Source organism: Psychroserpens sp. SPM9 (genome assembly GCF_025153525.1).
Taxonomy (GTDB): Bacteria; Bacteroidota; Bacteroidia; order Flavobacteriales; family Flavobacteriaceae; genus Psychroserpens.
Genome location: NZ_JANZNR010000001.1, coordinates 283,611 through 310,063, shown reverse-complemented (window position 1 = coordinate 310,063; position 26,453 = coordinate 283,611). Strand labels below are relative to the sequence as shown.

Here is a 26,453-nt window from a genome sequence, read left to right as displayed (position 1 = left end):
AATAAAAAAAGCCCAAATACTAGATGTATATGGACTTTTTAATTAGGATATTTTTATTTGTTTAGAACCTAAATACGCCTTGAATCATGTATTGCAAGTGGTTGTTATCAAACAAATTGTCTTTATGGTTAAATGCAAATTTACCGACACCTTGAAGCCTTATTCCAATATCTTGATTCACCCAGAATGTTCCTCCAATAACTGCATTTGCAGAGGTGTTAAATTCATCAATAGTAAATACACCTAGTCCACCACCAACAAAGACATCAAACCATGTTGCAGTTCTAAATAAGTCATCAGATATATAATACTTAAGATAAGTGTTTGTAGAGTAGTAGTTATAATCTTCAGGAACAGGATTACCATCAATTATGGTGTTTTCTGTAAATCTATTCATTGTAAAATCTTGTTCAATAGAAAAGATTCTAGACCATCTGTGTTGGATAGCCAATGCAAACGGACGCTTAAATTGGAAATCACCTAAATCTTTAACAGGATTTCTAGTACCTAAACTTCCTATGGCATTCACGCCTACACTAAGTACCCAAGAATCTTCACCTCTTAGTTGGCTCTTTGTTAACGATTGAGAACTACAGTCATAACTAATGACTACAATCAATAATAAAAACAATACTATTTTTTTCATATTAAAATATTTTAAAATAACCATTGTAAATAACGGCTTTAAAACAGATGCCAAAGTTATAATTTTTTAGGTAAAGACCATCTGTTTTTTCATAATAAATTGGCGTATCAAATAAATATCAATCAATTAATGCTGTTTTAGATTGTCAATAAAACAAATTCTGGTACTACAAGCCAAGAAATTTCCAGATAATCATAGATGCAGGCTTAAAAACACGAGGTTGATTTGTTAAACAAATGCCTATAAAGGAGTTTTCTGTAACTAGAATTTTTAATAAATAAACGAATTCGGTCATAAATACTATAAAAAATATATTTTGATTTATACAGTAGTTGATGCCACCAAAAATGCTTCAGTTTAAAGGTGTAGTATTTGGTTTTGCGTTTCACGTTTTGGTTTTCAGGCTCAAAAGTAACAGATGAAAAAATGGCTTGACATTTTGATAGGTAATCTATAACGTATAAATTATCCTTATAGTCAAGAAGCAAATCGGTTTGGGAATCCAATTTCAGTACTAAGCTGTCATACATATTCCGTAAAAACCAATGTCGGTACTGATAACCTTTAGAGTTTACTTGCAAACCCATGATATTTATCAGGTTAGCATAATAAGGTGTTGGAATAAAAACATTATGTTGTGCTATTTTAGTATTTAAAACAGCGTCATCATCTAAGAGATGTTTAAATTTTGGGTCGAGTACTGAACTATGTAATTCAATAACGGCGAGTTTATCGTCTGTAAACTGTCTGGGTAAATGCCTAAAGTCATTAATGGTATAGTTGAAATCTTTAGATTGATCATATCCTATGGTGCTAATAAGTTGAAACGCCTTATTAATATGTTTAGACGATACTAAAATATCGACATCACCAACCATGCGTTCACCAATATCCTGAAACGAATTTCCCATCAATAGGGCAGCACCTTTAAGAAGCACATAATCGATGTTGTTAGTGTTAAATGTTTGGGTGATTACTTTAATCTCATCAATTAATTTAAGATTTCTTTGTCGGTTAATTGAAGTCACCTCTTCGAGATACAACTTTAAATCTTCTGGAATAGCATCCAATGCCTGTTTTTGTGCTAACCTACAATAGCATGTAGTCATTACTAATTGCTCGCTCGATAGCTTAACAAACTGCTCCCAGTCAATATTATTAGATTCTAGTCGTTGGCTTAAGAGTTCATTTGAGGTCTCAAAGCTTAAAATGGCAGCGATTAATTCCAGAGTTTGTTGGTATGTGTTTTGTTTTGAAGACACTCTTAACGATTTAGCATTTCAAATGTAAGCAAACAATTCTCTATTCGTCAAACAGTGTCTTAAATTTGGATAGGGCAAAAGCTGAATCACTATAATTAAGTTCGTAGCATTTGACGTGTTTTAGCCAGTTTAAGAACAGATGTGCATGAGTTTCGTTAGGTGAAATCCAGGAATCAGGAATTAAGGTAGATACTATCTTTTCTACGGAAACTTGCTTCAATTCAGAGGCCTTAGTCTGGTCATATTTCACACTTACAATTGTCTGACAAGGAAAATTTGATGGCGAACTATTGAAATTGGATTTTGGAGGTAAATATTTTAGATTTACTTTTTTCGGACCATTCATATGGGTTTTGAGTTTGTTAAACCCTCTGAAATGAGGTTCTAAAATTTCAAAAGCACCTTTTTTAATTGAAATTGCAGCGGGATATCTGAAGACGTTTTTAGTCTCATAAAATGGAGAGAAATCATCTGCTAAAAGTTCAAAGCCATTGGCCATCAATAGTGCAGATAATGTGCTTTTGCCATTTCCGGAATCACCAATAATCATAATGGCTTCCGAAGTATTGGTGATCGTCGAAGCATGAAACGTTGCTACCCATTTATGAGGGTCTGTATTGTGAATCGCATTGGTGAGTTCTAGAGCAAAGCGTCCTTGCAGTAAGTGAAAGGCTTCAGTTTTAAAACTGCAAACAAAACTTTTATTTTTGAATAAGTACAGAGTGTCAGATCTTTTAAAAACATCAAATTCAATATCAAAATGCTTGCTGTGATCTGTTAAATGATGTTCTATTTGTGGATGAATCAGGCTTTCGATGATTTCAGATTGAAAATTTATCCGAATAACTTTTCCGCCAAAATCATATGTCTGCGCTCTCGTAATCTTAGGAATGCTTTGCAAAACGGTGGCTTCAGCATCGTCTTCATAGGACTTGTTTGCATCTATTAAAAAGTTGGAGATTTCCGTATATATAGTTTCGCATTCAGAATTATCAATCTGCAAAACATCTTGTAGTTCATTTATAAAGTCGGCTTTACTAGTAACTTCCAAGTACAAGCTGATTAAAGTATAAATACTTTCAGAAACAACAATATACCTATTAGACTTTTGAAACCATAAAATAGAGGTCGCATCAATCTTAAGCGTATACTTCGGAGCTAAATCCGTTTTCAAAATAGATTATAAATTAGTCAAAAGGATTTCCTCCCGGATCTGGGGGAGAAGAGGCATGTGCCTTTTTAGGATTAAGAATTAGAAATGTACCTACAGCAGTTAGTGCAGCGTACTTTCCCATTTTCTTGATGGCATCCTTACGTGTAATTTGATCTTGAGGACTATTTCTTTTCATTACAATGTTATAAATAGAGGTCAAAAATAAATAAAATATTATAATTATAGTGTTTAATTAGCTATAATTTAAACAAGGCTTAATATATAATGACTTTTCGAGAATAATTTTTCAATTTTATGATGTATATACCACTATTTACGTTAGAAACATCAACTCGGTTTTCTAAATGTGAACTTTGTAAGGGTGTAGTTAAAACTAAACGTCCTTGTACATCGAATAATTCAAGAGGCGTATTTTGTTTAAGTTGCCCATTGATGATAATTTCTTTGGTGTCTTTAGAACTCACAATGTTTAACGTGTCAAAATCATTTTCCTGTACGTTTAACGCGTTGTCTTTAAATCTTAAAAAGAAGCGTCCAGTACCAGATAAAGCCGACGTCGTTGTGAAAATATAATCAGAGTTCGTTAATAACGTTGATGTGCTTTCAACAGTATCATCGAGAAATACTTCTACAGTACTTGGTAAAGTTGACGAATCGATGGTAAAGGTTAATTGTACACCAGCACCAGCACTAACCCCTAACGGAACAGTAACATCATTATAGTCTAATTCTGCTAGCGCTTGAATTGCAAATGGAACTCCCGAATTATCCATTACTAAATGCGAATAGAGTGCAAATGCAGGAATGTTACCGCCAAAAAGAGAGGCATCATAACCAGGGTCTAGACCTTGGGTTGTAAATTCAGTGAAATAAATATCGGTTAAAAAATCATCTGAAGCACTGCTTAGCACTAATTTTAAATTTGTAATTGCATTGCTTTCACGTCCGAGAATAAAATCATCGGTTCCATTGGTATTGCGCATTGTAGGTAAGAATTCTGCCGTACCGCCTACTGCACTTGAAGCAACAAAGAAACCTTGTCCGGGTGCTAAATTATAGCTTGGTGAGAGGTTATTGATAATGGTGTAAATACCTGCAGCAGCCATATCTGTATTATCATTATATCCATAAATAGCGGTCGCGCTTGGATCTAATAATGCTGCATTATGAGTTAAAAAGGCTTGTGCGTTTAAGTAAGAAGGAAATGGGTTTCCAATTAAATTCCATTTGCTAATGGCTCCTGTGTTTACTGCAATACTCTCTGTTAATGTACTAACAGTTCCTTCAAATCTAACAAGATTACTAGCGGCTGAATCATCTATTCCAGTGCGATATCCTTTTCCGGCTTCAAGTGGTGTTGTATCTGTTTCATCCCATAATTCGTAAGCATTATCATCTCTGTCAAAACTTCCGAAGAGAATTCTAGTACCAGGATCTGGTTCGGCTAATATATTACTATTGTTACCTATAAACGTGTTAAAGGCTTGACTAGAAAGCGGTGCACTTATTAAATCGTTACCACCACTTAACGCATTATTATTGACGTAACGGTTATAAACAACGTTTCCGGTAATGGTACCATCAACGATTAAGCTTGAATAGTTGTTTGAAACAGATTCTAATACAAATTCATCTTCAACTGTTAAGGTCTGACTTGTATTTACGGTTAAGCTTGTGCCAGGATTTACGGTTGCATTATTAATAGAAGCATCAGTATCTAAAGTTAAATCGTGATTTACTGTAATATCTCCACCATTTAAAGGAATACCTCCATATAACCAGCTATTGGTTGTATTCCAGTTTCCATCGGCAACCGAAGTGTATTTTGTGTGTTCTGACAAAGCATTTTCATAGAATGCTGTTGAAGGATTAACACCTGCACCAGTCGAATTGAATATAATTTGATGGGTCAATGTTTTTGAAGTCGCTCCTGTGCTCGGGTTTGCATTTGGAAATCGAGACCACATAAAATTCCCACTCGAATTGTTGGTCCAATAGGTTAACCCAATAGGTTTATCATCACCAGGAGTAAAGTCTAAAGCAGCCCATGAAATTCGGATTCTTACTTCACCGTTAGGGGAATCCTGAAAATCTATTTTAGATTCTACCGTATCATTACCATCAATTCTGCTAACAAAGTTCCAAGTACCTGAAGTTCCGTTATAAAATTCGATAGCATTTCCATTACCTGCTGGTAGGCCATAGAATGAAGAATTATTTTCAAATACCGCATAATAATCGGGTAAGTTGTTTCCCGTAGCAAATCCCACGCCTTCTATAGCATTACTTGTTCCTGAAGCTGTGTTTGGATCGGTATCTATGGCGACATAATACATGTCTGAGGAGTAGTTTGTGCGACCTTCAGACCAGCCAATGTATAAATAATTAGCATCCCAATGTGTATAAAATGTCGTAATTGATGTTGCGATGGTTCCTTCTGCAGAAAATGCGGTACTGTTATTTTCTGAAGCACTCATACTAACAGTTTTGGGTGTATTTTGCCCAATAACTGGAAGTGAGATTAACAAGGCTAGTATTAAAAGCGCATTCGTTTTTAAGGTCAAGTAATGTTTCATCATAGTGTGGTTTTTTCTAACTCATTTAAAGTAAGATATGTAAATATAGAGTAGTTTGAACTTACAAAAAAAGCGAAAACGTTTTCGTGTTGATAAGTATTTATAGATTAGATCATAATTGGATTAAATGGTCACATATTTACTTTTGTTAACAACCTTTAAGCAAAAAAAAGACATATAGTACAAGGGCTATATGTCTTTAATATACGGTTGGTTATTTAGTATTATTCTATAACCAGTTTTTGAGTTTTCTCAAGATTATTACTTTGTATTTTCACAATATAAATACCAGTACTGACGGTTGAAACGTCAATTCTGTTTTCTAGAGAGGTGTAATCTAAATCAGTAGTAGAGAATATAATTCTACCTTGAATATCATAGATGTTACATATAGTGTTCTCTAATAATTGTCCATTAATTACAATTTCTTTTGTTGTTTTCGAATTGTAGATGTTTAAGTTATCAAAACTGTTTTCTTGAGTTGATAATGAGTTTTCAGTAAATCTTAAAAAGTATCTCCCAGTGTCTTTAATATCAGTAGTTGCTGTATACACATAGTCACTATTGTTTAGTAGCGTAAGTGTATTGTTTACAGTATCTTCTAAATATACATCAACACTTTCAGGTAAACTCGACGCTTTGATACTGATAGTAAATTGCTCGCCATTATTTACATTAACACCTAAAGGAACAATTACACTAGATAAACTAGATGAAGGTAATGATTGAATTGCCATGTCAATCCCTTCATTGCTTTCAATAAGATGAGAGAAAATTGCAAAATCATCAGGAGCTACGTTTCCAAATACACTAGTATCATATCCTGGATCAAGCCCTAGAGATACATTTTCTGTTAAGAAATACAAATCTGTCATATACATTACATCGTCTTTACTTATTTCTAAAGTGATAAAGGCATTTTCAGAAATACCTTGTCTACCCATAACAAAATCATCAGAAGAACCAGTCATTCTCATAGCTGGTGTAAAATTAACTGTAGCTGAAGGATTAACAGAGGCTACTAAAAACCCTTGTCCTGGTGCTATAAGCTCATCAGGGTTTAACACAAAATATCCTAAATTACGAACAACAAATCCGTCAGTAGCATCACCATCATATCCATAAATTCCAGAAGATGAACTGTTAAAAGCGCCATCGTTTTCTGTTAAAAACTCTAACATTGAGATGTAAGATGGATAAGGGTTACCAATAAGATTCCATTGGCTTAACGCACCAACATCAATACCAGCTGTAACACTATTAGTTTCGACATTTCCAACAAATGTAAATGTTGAAGTATTAGTAGAAGCAGAGCGGTATCCAACTCCAGCAGTTAAAACATCACTATCATTAGATGCATTATAGTTAATATAAGCGTTAGCGTCATTATCAAAAGGACCGAATAAAAATGATGGAACACCACCAATTGTTCCTGTAGGAATATTAGTGTTTACTGTTCTAAAAGCTAAAAATGTTTGACTACTATTGGTAACTGGGGCTGATATTAAATCATTTTGACCAGTAGTAGTTCCAGTAGTGTTATTAAATGTATTAACGTGACGTTTATACGTTACCTCACCAATAGAAGTGCCACCAACTATTAAACTAGAATATTTCTGAGAATTTGAATTCATATTAACTGTTGAAATCACATTAGCGAAATCACCATTTACAGTTAATGATTTTGTTGGGTCAATATTTAGGTTTCCGCCATTGAAGACAGATACATTATTACCAACAGCGAAATTTTCAACAGTTGTATTTGCACTAGGATTGCTAAGATCTAAATCAGAGTTATCAATAATAACATTGTCTGGCACACCTAATCCAACTGTTGTTCCAGGTTGCCATTCGTTAAATCTATTATATGTTGCAAGAATATTATTATAAGTTAAACTAGAACCTGTTGTATATGTTGGTACTATGTTTGTGAATCCACCTTCAGAAATAATTAAATCACCATTCACATTAAATAGTCCACTACCAACAACACCTCCAGTGATTTCAAAATCAGAAGCCGTATTAACAGTGAAAATTCCTGTAGCAGTAATTTCTATGTTATTTGTGGTGTAATCTGTGTTAAGGTTAACCGTATTGTTGATTATAATTTCATCACCATCTAAAGGCGCATTACCATTAACCCAAGTTTCACTTGTTGTCCATAATCCATTAGCTGTAGATGGTGCTAATCCACCTTTCTTTCTGCTAGATGCTTGATAATAGGTTGTGAATTCAATTGGATTTGTACCAGGATTGCCTGTGGCAGTGTTATCACCTATAGATTCATTAGATCTAAATGCTCCAGCAGCATTAATATATGTAGCTAAAAACTTAAAGCTTTCACCTCCTGCTAATGCATTAATACTAGAAAAGTCGATATTAAAGGTATAATTAGCATTGTTATTACTTCCTAAAGGGCTTAAGTTTGCACTTTGTATAAAGTTGTGAGACCCATTTTCAATTATTTCAAATAAGCCTGCAAAATCTTTATGAAGTGATATCGCATAATCAGGTTCAAAACCTGGAGGAAAATTGACAACAGATCTTAAAAGATTACCATCAAATCCAGAGATAGCTTTTCTTCCATCGTCATCTGCATCAATTAAGTTGGTAGTTGAAGTAATTCCACCTGCTTTACTATCTATATATACTACGATGTGGTTTTCAAATAATCCAAGAGTACCACCTACACCTCTATTATAGATGAAATTTATTGTAGAGCCAGAGCTAGCATCAATTTCAAAACTCCCAGTGCCTAATGGGCCATCAAAACCTGTAGCAGCATTCCCTGGATATGTTCCTCCAATACCTTCTATTTTGAAGTCTTCAAAAGCGACATCCTCTTCTCCAGAATTCACTCTTACAGTTAATCTCAAATCAATTGTTGTATCTGAAGCCGTTGTCAATAATAATTTATTGAATGTTTGAAATGTATCAGTTAACTGTATTCCATCTCCTATGTCATCAAAATCTGTGTCTTCTTGGAAAAAAGTATTATTATCAATGCCGTTGTTTTTAAAAGCTAAAAAACTTACCCATGGATCCGTTCCATTTGTTCGGTATTCAACTAAAACTTCATCAGCAGGATCGATTGAGCTTAGAGCAGCAGAAGCAAATTTTCCTGAAAAGCGTATGCCACTATAACCTTCAATGTTAATACCAGTCCATGTTAACTGACTTGGGTTAGCACTTCCAGTCCATGATCCATCATCAATATCCTGAGCAGCGAAAAAGTTTCCATTATTTCCATTATAAGCTATGTCAATATCTGAACCGTCAGTGATATGGAAATAATCGGTTTCAATTGTATCAGGACCTTTTCCTTCACCTCCAAGAGTCACATTGTATAAAGAGTTATCCGTAAAAGTTTCACACCAAATGTTAGAGCGGTTTGGAGCCACACCAAATGGATCACTTAACGGGCTGTCATTCAACCCAGTTGAACTAGCAGTTAAGTTGCCAACTCCTGTTGAATTTATTAATAAATTATCAAACGTAGAACTACCGTTGATGGCGTTTACAGATGTTGTTGCGCTCCCAGCAAAGGTGAGCGTAGTTATAGTTAAGTCAATAGGGTCTGTATAGTCTAAATCTAGATTGCCATTAGTATCAACAGCATTAACAATTACTGCAGGATCAATAGCTATATTGATTTCAGTATTTGAAGGTTGTTGACTAAATACGAGATCACTAGCCACAACATTAATTGTCGTTTCTGGACCAGTGAAGGTTCCTGAAGTCAATGGGTCAATAAAACCAGAACCTGAAGTATCAGCTGTAAATCCATTGGCAGAATCATCGACTTGAAATTGAACAATACTATTATCGACAATACCTGTAGTTTTTAAGTAGAACCCTAATACAAACTCCAATGAACCACCGTCCGTAATAGAAATAGGCGTACCAAAATCTAGTATAATTTCAGTGTCAGAAATAGTAACTGTTGGCGTATAATCCACTAAATTTTCATCGTAAAGCGTAATACCTTCAATAGCTGTCGACCATAAAGCCGTGTTGGCTGAGCCAGGTACAAAACGCATTTTTGTTACGTTGGTTGCTAAACCATCACCAGAACCTTGGTCATCGATAACGAAACCAAATACTTCAGCATCGGTTGCAATTGTAGTTGAGTTAGCAGCAATTATTGTTGAATTGCTTATTTGTGGAGTAGCTGCATAAATTTCTGAGTCACTGTCATTAGTTTGAAGTAAAATACCACTTAGTATTACATCGTCTATAACCCAAAATTCATTACTGCTATTATTAGCCATTGTTACTCGTATGACTAATTGACTTGAATTTGTAATATCAGTAACTGAAATAAATGAATAGCCATCAGTAGTTCTATTTCCTCCTCCAGCAGGTGCAAAACTAGCTTGACTATTATCACCATCATAAACAACTGTTGCAGAAGCCTCACCAGTATCAAAAGACCACTTGGCATTTGCATTACCATTAATCTCAATTTCATCAGAAAATGTAGCTCCATTATCTAAACTAACTTCTACAAGAACGTTATCTCCAGCATCAAGTCCGTTTGTAGATGTGGCAAAAGCAGCTAGTCTAAAATCTAATTCAATATCAGTGTAGCCCGAAACATCAATAGGCCCAAAAGTAAGTGTTGAAATCTCATTATTTGCTTCCCATCCTCTGGTGCCAGATACGAAATTATCATCATTAGGTACAGGGCCAGATCCTGTGGCAAACCCTCCATTTGTATTTGAGTAATTAAATACAGGTGTTTGTGGGCTTGTCTCAAAATCTTGAATGGCAATTACTGATGGTAAAACAGAAACATCAAATGTAGTACTAGTTACCAGAAAAGTACCGTCAGTCGCTGTTAATTGCAAATTTGTATCAGCAGCTGTATGTGTTATCGTGCTAAACGTAGCATTACCTGCTATAGCCGTTTCAGAAACTGGACTTGCACTTAATGCACCTGTTGAGGTAATATCTATGTTAGAAACAAAATCACTGTCAACATTATTATTGATATCCTGCGCTTCAACAATGACGTCAGCCATAGCTGCATTGATTGCAACTGAAGAAGGTGGTTGTTGAGAAAACACTAATTGACTAGCTGTAACTTCAATTCTATTATCATCTGTTTCAGTAAGATCATTTGTTGCGCCACCAGCATCTGATGTCGCAAAGGTTGAACCACTTGAATCTGCCGTAGCTGAACTTATTGTTAATTGAATTTGATCATTATCAGTAACTGTTGTTTTAAATGTAGCATATACCCAAAATGTAGTACTTGAACCAGTTGTAGCTGTAATTCCACTTCCAGAATTTAAACTATTGAATGTTGTGCTTGCAGTAACATTAGTCACTTCCCCTACATTTGCTGGTCCGTCAAATAAAGCAAGCGCATCTATATTTTCGAATCCATCAACAGTAAACGTAATATCTGTAAGTGTTGTTCCTAATCCATCAGTATCTGGTGCTCCGCCTTCATCTCTAATAGTAAACTCTCCAATTTTAATGGCATTACTAGTTGTTAAAGGTGTTGCGTTAGGAAATAAGGTATAATCAATATTATTAGGTTCGTCATAGTTTGCTTCAACGATATCAGATAGTTTTGAAGTTCCTTCTTTAACTTCAATATCATCTAGGTACCAACTATCTCCATTATCTTGAGACATTACAAAGGCGATGTAAATGGTTTGACCATCAAAACTAGATAGATCAACTATTTCATTAATGTAAGTATTTCCAAAAGCGGTATATGAATTCACTGTTGAAAATGTCCCTTGATCTGTTTGTGATGTTGTAGAAACTCTAATAGAATAATCGCTATCATCACCAAAACCAGCATCTCTAGTGAAAAAAGATAATTCTGTATTTGTCAATGTACTTAGATCTAATGCTGGTGTTACTAACCAGTCTTCTGCATTTCCACCATTTACATTCTCGTATCTCACAAAAGCAGCATTGATTCCAGAATTTGGTGTAGTACTAAGTTCCCAATCTTGATCAGTTCCTAAACCATTTGTACCTCTAAAAGATGCCCAACAGCTTGGAGGAACCGTTCCGCCTTCAAAGCCTTCTTGAAACGGACTCCCATTGGTAACGACAATAGCATTACAAGGTGTTGTAGCATCAGCGCTTAACCCTAAAGAGTAATCGGTGCCATCATAAGAATAGGCTCTATAGTAATAAGTGGTGTTTTCGGTTAATCCGGTATGGTTTATCGTTCCTGAGGTGTTGCCTACAAATAAGATTTCATCATCGCCAAAATCATTACCCTCAATTGGTGTACCTGTTGGTGTATCAAAACTGTTATCGGTATTAAATACAATCACCACATCGTCACCATCTGTATTATCGTCATAGTTTAAATTGATTTGCGATGAGGATACTACTGCTGCTGAAAAGGCATCTGGGTTGCTTGGGCCAGAAGCAGTAGCTATACCTTCGACAATAATATTATCTATTGAATGAATTTCAGAACCTGCTCCATTATTCATTCTAACTCTAATTTCTAATGTTGTTCCAGATAAACCAGACTCAGTAGCCGTAGCTGAATTAAAGTCATCGTTGAGACTTCCATTTGTTGAAAATACAGTCCAACTACCACCATCAATTCTATATTCAGATATAAGTACATCAGATGGCTCCATACCTCCTTGCGAAGTTGCTAATAAAGATAAACTAACGTTTGTAAAACCGTTGATTGATATAGAAGGAGATAGCCAAATAGATTCTCCATCAACATCTCTCGCTTCAAATCTTTGATTAACAACCTGAAACCAATCTGTTGTAGCTGTTAAAGCTGATGAAGAAATGTCAATAGTCCAATCTACTCCAGTTAAATCAACTGATGGTCCTGGTCCGACAGCTCCTTTCCCATTTTGACCTGTAAAGTTCTCGGAATAAATAGTCGTCTGTCCAAAACCAAAATTTGAAATAAATAAAAGTGCTAAAAATGCGTAAAAATGTTTCATATGTCGATAAAATGTGTCGTTAATCGTTAAAACCTCAAAAATCCCCTAAACGCTTTGAGAATAAGGGATTGCAAATATACTAAAACTTCCTAATTACAATATTTCATTGTGTTATTAAATGTTTAACAAACAAAAAAGCACACTTCTCAAAGTGTGCTTTTTTAATGTAAATGAAGTTGGTATTCTTATTGAATAATAATCTTCTGAGATTTTTCTTGAATACCATTATTTAGTTTAACGACATAAATACCTTTGGTGACATTAGATAAATCAATTTGATTATTGATCTGACTAGTGTCTAATTTAGAATTTAAAATCAGTCGGCCTTGAATATCATAAATCTCAGCCGTTGTGTTTGCACTTAAAGTCCCTTTAATAAATAAGGTCTTCGGTGTTTTTGTCGTGTAGATTTGAATCGTTTCAAAGCTATTTTCAGAAGTTGATAAAGCCTCGCCCGAAAATCTTAAGTAAAAACGTCCCGTTCCAGATAAGTTGGTATTTGGAGTTAATACATATTCTGAAGCTGTTAATAAGGTAAACGTATTGGTTTGCGTGTCTTCCAAATAAATATCAATACCCTCTTGAATATCAGATTCAGCAATACTAAACGTTAATTGCTCGCCTTGATTGGCATGAACACCTAACGGAATAATCACATCGTTTAATGCGTCATAATTTACCGATTGGACAGCTAAGTTAACCCCAGAATTATTTTCAACTAAGTGCGAATAAAGTGCAAATTCTGGTGTACTGTTATTAAATAACGAGGCATCATAACCGTGATCCATTCCTAATGACGCATTATCATTAAAATAGATGTTGGTGTTATAAGACGCGTCTGTTGTGTGCAATTGAAGCTTTAAATGTGCTAAGTTTTGACTGGCGTTTCTTCCAGCAATAAAATCGTCTGTTGTGCCAATAGTACGCATAGCAGGCGAGAAGGTAATCGTCGCACCTCCTGCTTTAGAAGCTACTAAAAAGCCTTGTCCAGGTGTGATTTTTGCATTAGGGTTTGCATCCGAATAGGCCAAATTCCATATTTGCCATCCATCAGAAGCATCACCATCATATCCGTATATACCCGAGCTAATTGGTTCAAATTCTGAATTATTAGCAACTAAAAAATCAGATAGTTTTAAATACGACGGGTATGGGTTTCCTATCAGGTTCCATTCTGGTGAATGAGGACCAGAAACAACTATAGGTTTTGAAATTACTGTGTTTGCCACCAAACCTTCAAAGCTAAAGGTGCTTGAATTGGTAGAAGCAGCTCTATAACCATTAGCTACATCTAAAACAGCATTGGCATCAGCAGGAATATCCAGGTCATAGGTTTGATACAGTCCGGTAGATTTATTAAAAGGACCAAATAGTTTTACAGAGATATCAGAAGAATTCTCTACAATATTAGAGTTTGCTGCGGCAAAATCTCCAAAGGTTTGACCATACACAGGTGCCGATATTAAATCATTTTCACCACTTTCTCCAGGGTCAGATGTTATATTGACATGTCTTTTATAAATCACATTCCCATCAACCGATCCGTTTACAATTAAACTAGAATAGGAGGTCGAAACGGAGTTTAATTCAAAAGTACCATTATTGACAAGTCCAGAATTAGTAGTTATGGATTGTCCAGCACTAATTGAAGTAGCAGCATCAGTATTGACATATAAATTATTAAGCTCAATATTTGTTGCGACATTATAAGTCCCATCTAATACATAGGCATTGTCGGTTCCTGTCGTGTTGGAAGGCGGATTAGGAGACCAACCATTGTCTACGTAAAGTAAGCCATCAAAAACACTTACTAATTTAAAGTTATCAAAACCTGAATAACCGTTAATACCGTTATTTCGAACTCTAATTTGTAAAGCAATAGTTGAAACCGCATCAGGAATATCTATAGACACTGTTCCTTCATCAGTATCTATTGCTCCATTTCCGTCTAACAGAAAAACAATAGGTTGGTTAACGCCGTCATAGATTAATCGGTATTGGGCATCATCACTATTGTTGACGTAGCCATGAACATCCCAATCAAATGATAATTTTACGTTTTCGAAGCTGCTAATATCAATAGGGTCTAACGTTAAAGTAGCAAAACCCGTTGTGCCATTGTCGCCTTCATCGTTGAGATCATTTTCGCCAAAAATAGTATTAGAAAATGCTGGATTATCTAAAGGTGCAGCGCTTGAAATATCAATAGGGCCATAATAACCATCGGTTCCCCAGCCGTTATCAAATGTTGCAACGTTTGTAGAATAATTCCATTCTGGTGTTGAAGTATCAAAATCCTGAACAGCAATACAAATTAAAGGGCCATTGACATCAAAAGGATCACTTACTGCAGGTGATAAACCACCTCCAAAGGCTAATAAGGTTGTTACGGTTTCTTTTTCAGTAAAGACAATGGAATCAAATGTTGCGCTACCATTAGTCATCGTGTAATTGATAAGCGAAGGCTCTAAAGAACCCGCAGCAACAACAGAAATTATACCATTATAATCTAAATCCTGACTGCCATTTCCATCAATAGCAATAACAATTGGGAAAGGTGTCATGATTTCAAATTGATAAGTATCGGTTGGTTGTTGGTCAAATGCGAATGCAGTCGCTGTAACTTCAATACGGTTGTCATCTCCTGCAATTGGTGTTTGAGCAGCACCAGCATCAAAATCGTTGAACGTTGAACCTAGAACAGCATCAGCTAATGCCGAACTGATCGTAAGTTGGATTTGATCATTATCGGTAACTACCGAATTGAATGTTGCATATACATCAAAAGTTTTTGTGCCTTCATCTGGAGCCGAAAGCCCTGTAATGCCACTAAAGTCAACAGTGCTTGATATTGAGGTTACTTCAGAAATATTAGTCGAACCATCAAATAAAGCTAAGGCAGCAATGTTTTCACTATTAGTAATATCGAAACTTAATCCGGTTAATAGTGTTGCAACCACATCGGTGTCGGTTAAATCATTCCCACCATCCTGAATTGTAAACTCGCCTATTTTAATGGCATTAGACGTTGTTAAACCAGAGGTCGCATTATAGGATGAATAATCAATATTATCTGTTGGGTCAAAAGCCGTAGCGATAATGTTTGATTCAGTACTGTTTAATGTCGTTGTTGTTATGGTACCGATAATTCGTAAACCCGGACTGGCGATTCCGAAATCTGACCAGGCATTTCTGGCTGCAATTCTAAACCATCCATTATTGGTAACCGAATTCCATGCGTACAACCTAAAAGTCACAGTGCTAGCAGTACCTGAGATAATGCTTAAGCCGTTAAAATTGAAGTTAGAAGCTGTGGCAGTCGATGTCTGTACAGGGATGGCTGCAATTCCTGGAGTTGTAAAATTATCCAGACTGTAAAATACTTGCCAATTTGTAGGACCGTTAGCATTTCTTCTAGTACGAATATCAAATTCGGTAATTTCAATACTGTTATCAGCACTAGCGCTTACCGACCATTCAATATAGTCATTGTTAGTTGCTGCTTCTGCTTGAGAAGTACCATTCCATTGATTCGATGTGAAATTAGCTCCTGTACTGGCCAGTGAAACTCCAGAGCCTCTAAAAAGTCCTGTTGAAGCTATTTCTGGTGAATTTCCAGTAGCTGTAGGACCAATAATATTGGGTCTATCAACGGTAACGATTGTAGATTGGCTGAAGCCAAAAGCAAAAAGAAGTAGAGCTAATGTTGTTAAGTAGCAATGTTTCATAGCGTTTTGTATTTGTCATTATAAAATCTCAATTGTTTGTTATATGATTGAGATTGTTAGTAAACAGAGGGTTTTGCAAAGATACTAAAAGATTTTATCGATTAAATTTATTTGTTGGATTTTCTAAGGAAATATTGCCTTATTTGCTGTTTTTTTGGACGCAATTGATAATTTTGAGGTAATTTGCTGATGTTTTTATCGTTTTTGTACGATAATTAGTTCTAACTCAATGTCATGATGTAGGGTATGATTCTCATGTTAATTGCATGATGATAAAAAGCTAACGTTAGGTAAAAGTGTTATACAGCTACAAGAAGGATGACTATTAGTTGATTCCAAATATTAAAATATCTTTGTTGCAGATTTAGATCCATTTACAGATGAAGAAACTATTAATTGTTGTTGGAACGCGACCAAATTATATTAAAATCACTCAATTTAAGTCGGTTGCTGCTAAGCAATTTCCGAATCAATTCGATATTAAAATTGTGCATACTGGTCAGCATTTTGATGCCTCAATGGCAGATGTTTTTTTTCATCAGTTAGGTATTTGGCCTGATTTTTTTCTCAATATAAAACCTGCATCTGCCAATTCGCAAGTGGGTGAGATCATGGTCAAACTCGAAAATATCATAAACACTTATCAACCCGATATGGTGTTGGTGCCTGGTGATGTCAACTCTACCTTAGCGGCAGCATTAACAACCTATAAATTGGGTGTGAAGTTAGGGCATCTAGAAAGCGGACTACGCAGTTTTGATCGCTCCATGCCTGAAGAAATTAACCGGATTTTAGTAGACGAGATTACCGATTTTTATTTTGTGACCGAACAAAGTGGAATAGATAATCTTATCAATGAAGGCAAATCGAAAAATCAGATTTATTTCGTTGGAAATACCATGATCGATACCTTATGTGCTTTTGAAAATGATATTGAAAATCAGGAACTGTTATCGACCTATAATTTGAAAAAAGGTGACTATATTTTAATGACCATTCACAGGCCAGCGACTGTTGATAATAAAAAAGGCTTGGAAGGGCTTTTAGCACTTATTCAAAATTTGCCTTCAGAGAAACATGTTCTGTTTCCGATGCATCCCAGAACGTTGAAAAATATACAGTCTTATGGTTTAGAAGATGCTTTTAAAGCTGTAGATCATTTAACGATAGCTGCACCAATGGATTATTTTAGTTTTCAGAATTTAATTCATAATAGTGCTATGGTGTTAACCGATAGTGGTGGCATTCAGGAAGAAACGACCTATAAGCAAATTCCATGTTTAACACTTCGTCCAAACACCGAAAGACCGAGTACTATAGACCTGGGATCTAATACCTTATTGAATTTTGATCAGGATAAAATTTTAGAGAGTGTTCAACAGATAATTTCAGGACAGTACAAGCAAGGCCAAATTCCTCAATTATGGGATGGTAAAGCGACACAGCGTGTTTTAGAAGTGATTTCAAAATATCTGGATGCTTAATTTTAAGCCGTAAGTTAACCTCTTCAAACAAGAGAAAGAATAGCTTTAACCTTTTAAGCCTTGGCAAATTGTCGTATCATTGTACCCAATTAATTACAAGTAAAAAAGCGAGCTAAAAATTTCTAAAACAATTGTAATAATTTATGAGTGTACCATTAGGACTTATTGGTAGAGAAAATATGTTGTTTACCAAAGATATTCAGTTTAATCAAAAAGAATTATATACTAAAGTATCTACGTCAAAATTTTTAGTTTTAGGAGGCGCAGGCTCCATAGGGCAGGCAGTTACTAAAGAAATATTTAAAAGAGATCCTCAAAAGTTACACGTTGTTGATATTAGTGAGAATAATTTAGTCGAATTGGTTAGAGATATCCGAAGCTCATTTGGATACATCAAAGGTGATTTTAAAACCTTTGCTTTAGATATTGGCTCCATAGAATACGATGCTTTTATTGAAGCTGATGGTCAATATGATTACATCTTAAATTTATCAGCTTTAAAACATGTAAGAAGCGAAAAAGATCCTTACACATTAATGCGAATGATTAATGTAAATATCTTTAATACCGATAAAACCATTCAGCAGTCTATCGATAATAAGGCTAAAAAATATTTTTGTGTCTCTACCGATAAAGCGGCTAATCCTGTGAATATGATGGGTGCTTCTAAGCGCATTATGGAAATGTTTTTAATGCGTAGAAGTAAAGACATTAAGATATCTACAGCGCGTTTTGCTAATGTGGCTTTTTCTGACGGCTCTTTATTACATGGCTTTAACCAGCGTATTCAAAAAAAGCAACCTATTGTTGCGCCAAATGATATCAAACGTTATTTTGTAGTGCCTCAGGAAGCTGGCGAATTGTGTTTGTCGTCTTGTTTGTTAGGAGATAATAGAGATATATTTTTTCCGAAACTTGAAGAGTCTTTACACTTAATTTCCTTTGCTGATATTGCAGTGAAATATTTAAAAAACTTAGGATACGAACCGTATTTGTGCGAGAGTGAGGATGAAGCAAGAGCCGATATTGAAACCCATATTGCTAATAAAAAATGGCCGTGTTTATTTACTAAAAGTGATACCACAGGAGAGAAGGATTATGAAGAATTTTTTACAGATGCTGAAGTTTTAGATATGAATCGATTTAGCGGCATAGGCATTATTAAAAATGAGCCTAACTACGACAATGATAAACTGAATCATTTTTCGGAAACGATCCAACAACTCAAATCTCAGAAATCATGGAAAAAGCAGGATTTAGTTGCTTTATTCCATCATATGATACCCGATTTTGGTCATAAAGAAACTGGTAAATATCTAGATTCAAAAATGTAATGGGAAACTATAACACCGTCACAGAATATATTAAATCATTATATGGAACGCGTGATTTTATTCCGCTTCACGTGCCTAAATTCCGAGGCAAAGAAAAAGACTATCTAGCACAGTGTATTGATACAACTTTTGTATCTAGTGTCGGGAAATTTGTAGACCAGTTTGAAGAACAGATGGCGCAAATTTCAAAAACAAAAAAAGCGGTTGCTGTTGTTAATGGAACTGCCGGAATACAAGTCGCACTTCGCTTAGCAGGCGTGAAGCCAGGTGATGAGGTGCTCACCCAAGCGCTCACATTTGTCGCTACTGCAAATGCCATTATTTATAATCAGGCACATCCTGTATTTTTAGATGTCGATTTAGATACGATGGGATTATCGCCAAAGGCTGTCGCTGCTTTTTTAGAAGAAAATGGCGAATTAAGAGCTGATGGCTGTTACAATAAAAAAACAGGCCGAAAAATCAGTGCGTGTTTGCCTATGCATACTTTCGGTTTCCCAGTGCATTTAGACGAGTTGATTTCAGTTTGTAATACATGGCATGTTCCTATCGTTGAAGATGCCGCCGAATCTCTGGGAAGTACTTACAAAGGTAAACCCACAGGAAGTTTTGGAACCTTAGGTGTGTTTTCATTTAATGGCAACAAGATTGTCACTTCTGGAGGTGGAGGCGCTATTGTGAGTAATGCTGTTGCTCTTGCCGAACGCGGAAAGTATCTTACTACAACCGCAAAGCAACCACATCCTTATGAGTATTTTCATGATGAATTGGGCTATAATTTTAGAATGCCTAATGTGAATGCAGCCTTAGCTTGTGCGCAATTAGAACAGCTGGATGCTTTTTTAGCTGAAAAGCGAAGCATCGCTCAAGCCTATGCTGACTTTTTTAAAACTCAAGGTATCAAGTTTAGAACCGAGTTGCCAGACACAAAAGCCAACTATTGGCTCATGTGTGTTGAACTTGAAAATAAACAAGAAAGAGAAGCTTTTTTAAAATACACAAACAGTGAAAATGTCATGACCAGACCTATTTGGCAATTGATGTTTAGATTGCCAATGTATAAGGACTTTCAAAGGGATAGTCAAAAAAATGCTATATTTTTAGAGGAACGAATTGTAAATATTCCAAGTAGTGTCAAGTAATAAAATTGTTTTAGTAGGATATTCAGGTCATGGTTTTGTTGTTGCTGAAACAGCTAAGGCTGGTCTGATGAATCTTCAGTTTTATACTGAAAAAGAACCAATGACAACGAATCCTTTTGGGTTGACATATCTCGGATTTGAGAGTGATGCATCCTTTTCAGAGTGGGACCAACCCTATGATTATATTTTAGGAATAGGAGACAATACCATCCGAAAAAAAGTAGCACAATTAATTCTTAGTAAGAATAAAACACTATTAAATGCGATAGATCCAAGTGCTAATATTTCCGAAGTGATAAGCTTAGGACAAGGGAACTTTATTGCTAAAAATGTAGTAGTAAATGCCTTGGCTGCTATTGATGATTATTGCATTTTAAACACAGGGTGTATTGTGGAGCATGAATGTCGTATTTCAAATGGCGTGCACATCGCTCCAGGTGCTGTGTTGCTCGGTAATGTAAGTGTAGGGTCGCAGTCGTTTATTGGCGCAAATGCAGTGATAAAAGAAAATGTAACCATAGGGCAAAATGTTATTATTGGAGCGGGAGCTGTCGTGTTAAACGATGTTTCTGAGGGTTCAAAAATTGTAGGAAATCCAGGTAGAGCTATATAATATGGATAGAGTTATTATAATTGCTGAAGCAGGCGTCAATCACAATGGCGATTTAAATACAGCAAAACAACTAATTGATGCAGCAGCTTATGCTGAGGTTGATTATGTGAAGTTTCAAACCTTTAAAGCCGACACCATTGTAAGTCGGTCAGCACAAAAAGCCGATTATCAGTCTAAAAATACTGGAGATCATGAGCAATCGCAATATGAAATGCTAAAAACACTGGAGTTAAGCGAAAGTGATCACGACGAATTAATGGCGTATTGTAAACTCAAAAACGTCAAGTTTTTGTCCAGTGCCTTTGATGTTGAAGGCGTGACTTATTTGAATAATTTAGGATTGCAGCTTTTTAAAGTGCCAAGTGGAGAGATTACTAATTTTCCGTATTTACGAGCTATTGCTCAAACCCAAAAACCTGTGATTTTGTCGACAGGAATGGCAAGTATGAACGATATAGAAGCGGCTATTGAGGTCCTTTCAAATTTCGGAACAAAAAAAGAACAGCTCACTATACTGCATTGTAATACCGAATATCCAACGCCAATGACCGATGTGAACTTACATGCCATGAACAGCATAAAAAAGCAGTTTGAGGTCAATATTGGATATTCCGATCACACTTTAGGCATTGAAGTCCCAATTGCGGCAGTTGCCTTAGGAGCTTGTGTGATTGAAAAGCATTTTACATTGGATAATACACTACCTGGTCCAGATCACAAAGCTTCCTTAGAGCCAGACGCTTTAAAGGACATGGTTCTTGCTATTAGAAATATAGAGGCTGCTATTTCTGGTGATGGGATTAAAGCACCTTCAACCAGTGAGCAAAAGAATATTTCTATTGCCCGAAAAAGTATTCATTTATCTAAAGACTTAAAAGCTGGGACAGTGATTTCTGAAGCAGATTTAATTCCGCTACGTCCAGGACATGGGATTTCTCCTATGCAGTGGAATACGGTTTTAGGTAAAACCACAACCAGAGATTTAAAAAAGCATGATTTACTAACTTGGGAAGATTTATCATGAAAATAGGCGTGTTAACAAGTTCGAGAGCCGATTATGGGATTTACTTACCATTACTTCAGCAACTGAAAACAGACGATTTTTTTCAATTAGAAATTATTGCCTTCGGAACTCATTTGTCTAAAACTCATGGTTACACCTTAACAGCTATTGAAAATGATGCTTTTGAGGTGATTCATAGCATTGAATCCTTAGAAGCAGATGATAGTACAAAAGGGATTACTAAATCATATGGCAATACGGTTTTAAAATTTGCTGATTTTTGGCAAAACCATAGTTTCGATTTGGTGTTTTGTCTTGGCGATCGCTTTGAAATGAGTGCTGCGGTTCAAGCGAGCATTCCGTTTGGCGTCAAATTAGCACATATTCATGGTGGCGAAACCACATTGGGAGCTATTGATAATATTTATCGCCATCAAATAACGCTGGCATCACAACTGCACTTTGTTTCTACAGCCGATTATAAGAAAAAAGTAGCAGCGCTAACGGGAACTTCAGAAAACATATACAATGTAGGTGCCTTGAGTTTGGATAATATCAACAACTTTGAGCCTATTGAAAAGTCTAAGTTTTTGAAAACCTTTCAGCTTAAAGATGCACCTTATGCACTTGTTACATTTCATCCGGAAACGGTGGCAGTCCATTCAAATAAAACTTATGCATTGCATATGAAATCGGCTTTAGCCGAACTTTCAAACACGATTCATATTATTGTCACAATGCCTAATGCTGATACGCTTGGAAGTGTTTATCGTGAGCAATTAGAGCAACTACACTCAGAGGTTCCAGAGAAAGTGACACTGATTGAAAATTTTGGAAAGGCTAATTATTTTACAGCCATGCATTATGCTGAAGTTTTAATTGGAAACACATCTAGTGGTATTATTGAAGCCGCTTCATTTGGTAAGTATGTGATTAATGTAGGATCTAGACAACAAGGAAGAGCTCAAGGCTCAAATGTGTTTGATGTGGCATTTGATTCAAAAAAGATTGTTGAAAAAACACAAGAAGTTTTAAAGATGCCTAATTTTGTCGATGGCAATATATATTATAAAGCAGCAACAGCTGAAGCAATTATAAATACAATTAAACAACATGGTTAATTTTAGAGATCATTTATTAACAACCGGAACGTCTATTCGAGACGCTTTACAACGGCTAGATGTTTTGGCCAGAGATGCCATTGTGTTTGTGATTGATGAAGAAGGTCGCTTAAAAGGCTCGCTTACCGATGGTGATGTGAGACGTGGTTTGTTAAAAGGAGTCACTATCGAAGAACCTGTAAGTAAAATTATTCAGGATCATCCTAAATTTATTCGGAAAGGCGCCAGAGATGTACATCAAATTATTGCCTATAGAAATGAAAATTTCAGAATCATACCTGTGATTGATGCTCAGGATAAAGTGGTTAATATTGTCAATTTCAGATTTATGCGATCCTATTTGCCTATCGATGCCATCATTATGGCAGGAGGTAGAGGTCAGCGCTTAAGACCGTTAACAGATACAACGCCTAAACCCTTATTAAAAGTTGGTGACAAGTCTATAATGGAACATAATGTAGATCGCTTAGCCCTGTATGGGATTGATGATTTTTGGTTTTCAGTAAAATATTTAGGAGATCAAATTGTGGATTATTTTGGTGACGGCACTCATAAAAATAGGTCCATTCACTATGTATGGGAAGATGAACCTATGGGAACGATTGGTTCGGTATCCAAAATTGATAATTTTGAACATGAGCATGTGCTGGTGTCTAATTCTGATGTGTTAACCAATTTAGATTATGAAGATTTCTATCTGGATTTTTTAAGTAAGGAAGCCGATTTTGCTGTGGTGACCATTCCGTATAATGTGAGCATTCCTTATGCTGTTTTAGAAACGTCTAACGGACATGTTATGGATTTCAAAGAAAAGCCAACTTATACCTATTATTCTAATGGTGGAATTTACCTTATGAAGCGTTCGGTATTAGAATATATCCCTAAAAACACCCATTTTAACGCTACAGATTTGATGGAGAAATTAATTTCAGAAAATAAAAAGGTTGTATCTTATCCCTTAGTAGGTTACTGGCTTGATGTTGGTAAGCATGAAGATTTTGAAAAAGCGCAAAGGGATATTAACACTATAAAATTTTAATTTGGAAACCTTAATTACAATTTGTGCACGAGGAGGTTCAAAAGGCATTCCCGGAAAAAATATAAAGCCTATAGCAGGTAAACCGCTTATTGGTTACACGATTGAGCAAGCCAAAAAACTTTCAGAAAAAATCAATGCAAAAATCGCGATTTCTACCGATGATGCTTCGATAAAAAAAACGGCTGAAGCATTTGGTGTCTTTTCAGATTATACAAGACCAGATGAATTGGCAACCGATACTGTTGGTAAAATAGAAACCATAGCCGATATCGTAAAGTACGAAGAAACTAAAGCCAATAAACGTTTTGATTTCGTCTTAGATTTGGACGTGACTTCGCCTTTAAGAACCATCGAAGATTTACAAAATGCTTTACAGATCATGCTGGATAATCCTGAAGCTTATAATTTGTTTTCAGTAAATAAAGCTGCGAGAAATCCCTATTTTAATATGGTTGAAAAAAACAGTGAAGGTTACTATGGTCTAGTGAAAACGAATCCAAATGGAACCGTAATGTCACGACAAGCAGCTCCTGAAGTTTATGATTTAAATGCTTCGTTTTATTGGTATAGACGTCGTTTTTTTGACTTAAATACCAAAAGTGTATTTACAGATAAAGCACTTATATACGAGATGAAACATATGTGTTTTGATTTAGATCATCCGGTCGATTTCTTATTTATGGAATACTTGCTTAAAAATGATAAATTAGATTTTGAATTATGAATATCTTAATCGTTGGTTTAGGGTCTATTGCAAAAAAGCATATTAAAGCTTTAGAGCATCTAAATTTGGATGCTACAATTTATGCATTACGATCTGATGCCAATGCGTCAAAAGTTGAAAACGTTATTAATGTTTTCGATTTAGAAGCTGTAGATGTTTCTTTTGATTTTGCCATAATTTCTAATCCAACACATTTACATTTTGAGTTTATAGAGCGTTTGGCTTTAAAACATATTCCGTTGTTTATTGAAAAACCTGCAGTTCACACGTTAGATAATTCAGAAACTTTAACTCAAATAATTAAAGACAATAACCTCATTACTTATGTTGCCTGTAACTTAAGGTTCCATCCTTGCTTATCCTTTTTATGGGATACATTACAAAGAGAGCAATTACGTATTAATGAAGTGAATGTGTACTGTGGCTCTTACTTGCCAGAGTGGCGTGCTAATAAAGATTATAAGTCTATTTACAGTGCCAATGCAGATATGGGAGGCGGAGTTCATTTAGATTTGTTTCATGAAATAGACTATACAACATGGTTGTTTGGCTTTCCTAATAAAAGTTCATCGGTGTTGCGAAGCACATCTTCTATAGATATCAATGCCTATGACTATGCGAATTACATTCTGGAATACGATACCTTTACAGCAAACATCGTGTTAAATTATTACAGACGAAAAGCAAAACGAGAGATTGAATTGGTTCTGGATATGGAAACTATAACTGTAGATTTGATCAACAATACGGTTGTAAGTGATTTAGGAAAGACTTTATTTGAAGCTAAAGATTACTCTATCCAACGCACTTATGAATCACAATTAAAGTATTTTACAGATGTGCTGAAGCAGAACATACAGCCTATGAACTCGTTTAACGAATCTATAAAAAACCTGAAAATTTGTTTACAACATGACTAACAGATTACAAGACAAAATCATCATCGTTACTGGAGGTAATGGCTTATTAGGAAAAGCAATGGTTAGCCGAATTAAAGCGGAAGGTGCTTTTTGTGTTAATATGGACATCAATCATGAGACTAACGAAGATTTGTCTCAACTGTATTGCGACATTACAGATCAAGATTCTATTGATAAGGCTATTGCTTTGGTGGTAGATAAGTATAAAACTATTGACGGATTAGTAAATAATGCTTATCCAAGAACTAAAGATTGGGGTACTAAATTTGAAGATATTCCATTTCAATCCTGGAAAGATAATGTCGATATGCAAATGAATAGTTCGTTTTATACTTGTCAAAAAGTACTCGAACACATGAAAGAACAACGAAGCGGCTCTATCGTCAATATCACATCTATTTATGGCGTAGTAGGCAATGATTTTACAGTGTATGAAGGTACAGGTGGTACATCACCAGCTGCGTATGCAGCGATAAAAGGAGGCATCATAAATTTTACACGTTATCTGGCATCTTACTTCGGAAGCTATAACATTAGAACCAATTGTGTTTCTCCAGGTGGCATTTTTGACCATCAACATGAGGCTTTTGTAAAAAATTATGAAAAGAAAGTCCCTATGAAACGTTTGGGCACACCTGAAGATATCGCACCATCTGTCGCGTTTTTATTGTCTGAAGACGCCCAATATATTACAGGTCAGAATTTAATTGTTGATGGCGGTTGGACTGCAATTTAATATT

Annotated in this window: 17 protein-coding genes; 10 read left to right on the top strand and 7 right to left on the bottom strand. The window is 35.5% G+C overall.

From position 1 onward, the window contains the following. Positions 1-61 precede the first annotated feature (61 nt). The 7 genes from N4270_RS01310 to N4270_RS01280 all read right to left on the bottom strand — a co-directional run bounded on the left by N4270_RS01310 (position 62) and on the right by N4270_RS01280 (position 16,333). A complete protein-coding gene (locus tag N4270_RS01310) occupies positions 62-646 on the bottom strand; it encodes a hypothetical protein (protein ID WP_260094991.1) in 585 nt (194 codons plus the stop codon). A 206-nt stretch (positions 647-852) separates the two neighbouring features. Then, positions 853-1,908, bottom strand: a complete 1,056-nt coding sequence (locus N4270_RS01305; protein WP_260094990.1) for a nucleotidyltransferase family protein — start codon at positions 1,906-1,908, stop codon at positions 853-855. A gap of 40 nt (positions 1,909-1,948) precedes the next feature. Then, entirely contained in the window at positions 1,949-3,082 is a 1,134-nt protein-coding gene (locus N4270_RS01300; protein WP_260094989.1) for a hypothetical protein, read from the bottom strand. 13 nt (positions 3,083-3,095) lie between these two features. Then, positions 3,096-3,257 carry a hypothetical protein gene (locus N4270_RS01295; protein WP_260094988.1) on the bottom strand — a complete coding sequence of 54 codons (162 nt, stop codon included), beginning with the start codon at positions 3,255-3,257 and terminating at the stop codon, positions 3,096-3,098. A 79-nt stretch (positions 3,258-3,336) separates the two neighbouring features. Then, on the bottom strand, positions 3,337-5,661 hold the full coding sequence (locus tag N4270_RS01290) for a T9SS type A sorting domain-containing protein (RefSeq protein WP_260094987.1): 2,325 nt from the start codon (positions 5,659-5,661) through the stop codon (positions 3,337-3,339). Positions 5,662-5,882: 221 nt separating this feature from the next. Next, positions 5,883-12,605, bottom strand: coding sequence for a T9SS type A sorting domain-containing protein (locus N4270_RS01285; RefSeq protein ID WP_260094986.1), 6,723 nt, complete (start codon positions 12,603-12,605; stop codon positions 5,883-5,885). 185 nt (positions 12,606-12,790) lie between these two features. Next, positions 12,791-16,333 (bottom strand): T9SS type A sorting domain-containing protein, encoded by a 3,543-nt coding sequence (locus tag N4270_RS01280; RefSeq protein ID WP_260094985.1) that lies wholly within the window; start codon positions 16,331-16,333, stop codon positions 12,791-12,793. 380 nt (positions 16,334-16,713) lie between these two features. On the opposite strand from N4270_RS01280, the gene wecB reads away from it, so the two are divergent. The 10 genes from wecB (at position 16,714) to N4270_RS01230 (ending at position 26,449) form a co-directional block, all read left to right on the top strand. After that, the gene (gene wecB / locus N4270_RS01275) at positions 16,714-17,817 is read left to right on the top strand and encodes a non-hydrolyzing UDP-N-acetylglucosamine 2-epimerase (RefSeq protein ID WP_260094984.1); all 1,104 of its coding nucleotides are present in this window, start codon (positions 16,714-16,716) and stop codon (positions 17,815-17,817) included. Between the two features lie 143 nt (positions 17,818-17,960). Next, a complete protein-coding gene (locus tag N4270_RS01270; protein WP_260094983.1) occupies positions 17,961-19,151 on the top strand; it encodes a UDP-N-acetylglucosamine 4,6-dehydratase in 1,191 nt (396 codons plus the stop codon). Further along, a complete protein-coding gene (locus N4270_RS01265; protein ID WP_260094982.1) occupies positions 19,151-20,293 on the top strand; it encodes a LegC family aminotransferase in 1,143 nt (380 codons plus the stop codon). The genes N4270_RS01270 and N4270_RS01265 overlap by 1 nt, the downstream gene beginning before the upstream one ends. Then, on the top strand, positions 20,283-20,906 hold the full coding sequence (locus N4270_RS01260) for an acetyltransferase (protein ID WP_260094981.1): 624 nt from the start codon (positions 20,283-20,285) through the stop codon (positions 20,904-20,906). The genes N4270_RS01265 and N4270_RS01260 overlap by 11 nt, the downstream gene beginning before the upstream one ends. Position 20,907: 1 nt before the next feature. Then, on the top strand, positions 20,908-21,930 hold the full coding sequence (gene neuB / locus N4270_RS01255) for an N-acetylneuraminate synthase (RefSeq protein WP_260094980.1): 1,023 nt from the start codon (positions 20,908-20,910) through the stop codon (positions 21,928-21,930). Continuing rightward, positions 21,927-23,030, top strand: coding sequence for a UDP-N-acetylglucosamine 2-epimerase (gene neuC / locus N4270_RS01250; RefSeq protein ID WP_260094979.1), 1,104 nt, complete (start codon positions 21,927-21,929; stop codon positions 23,028-23,030). The genes neuB and neuC overlap by 4 nt, the downstream gene beginning before the upstream one ends. Then, positions 23,023-24,069, top strand: coding sequence for a nucleotidyltransferase family protein (locus N4270_RS01245; protein WP_260094978.1), 1,047 nt, complete (start codon positions 23,023-23,025; stop codon positions 24,067-24,069). The genes neuC and N4270_RS01245 overlap by 8 nt, the downstream gene beginning before the upstream one ends. Before the next feature lies 1 nt (position 24,070). Then, positions 24,071-24,793: an acylneuraminate cytidylyltransferase family protein gene (locus N4270_RS01240; protein WP_260094977.1), complete on the top strand. Its 723-nt coding sequence runs from the start codon at positions 24,071-24,073 to the stop codon at positions 24,791-24,793. Continuing rightward, positions 24,790-25,713: a Gfo/Idh/MocA family protein gene (locus N4270_RS01235; RefSeq protein ID WP_260094976.1), complete on the top strand. Its 924-nt coding sequence runs from the start codon at positions 24,790-24,792 to the stop codon at positions 25,711-25,713. The genes N4270_RS01240 and N4270_RS01235 overlap by 4 nt, the downstream gene beginning before the upstream one ends. Continuing rightward, positions 25,706-26,449, top strand: a complete 744-nt coding sequence (locus N4270_RS01230) for an oxidoreductase (RefSeq protein ID WP_260094975.1) — start codon at positions 25,706-25,708, stop codon at positions 26,447-26,449. Before N4270_RS01235 ends, N4270_RS01230 begins: the two co-directional genes overlap by 8 nt. Positions 26,450-26,453 lie beyond the last annotated feature (4 nt).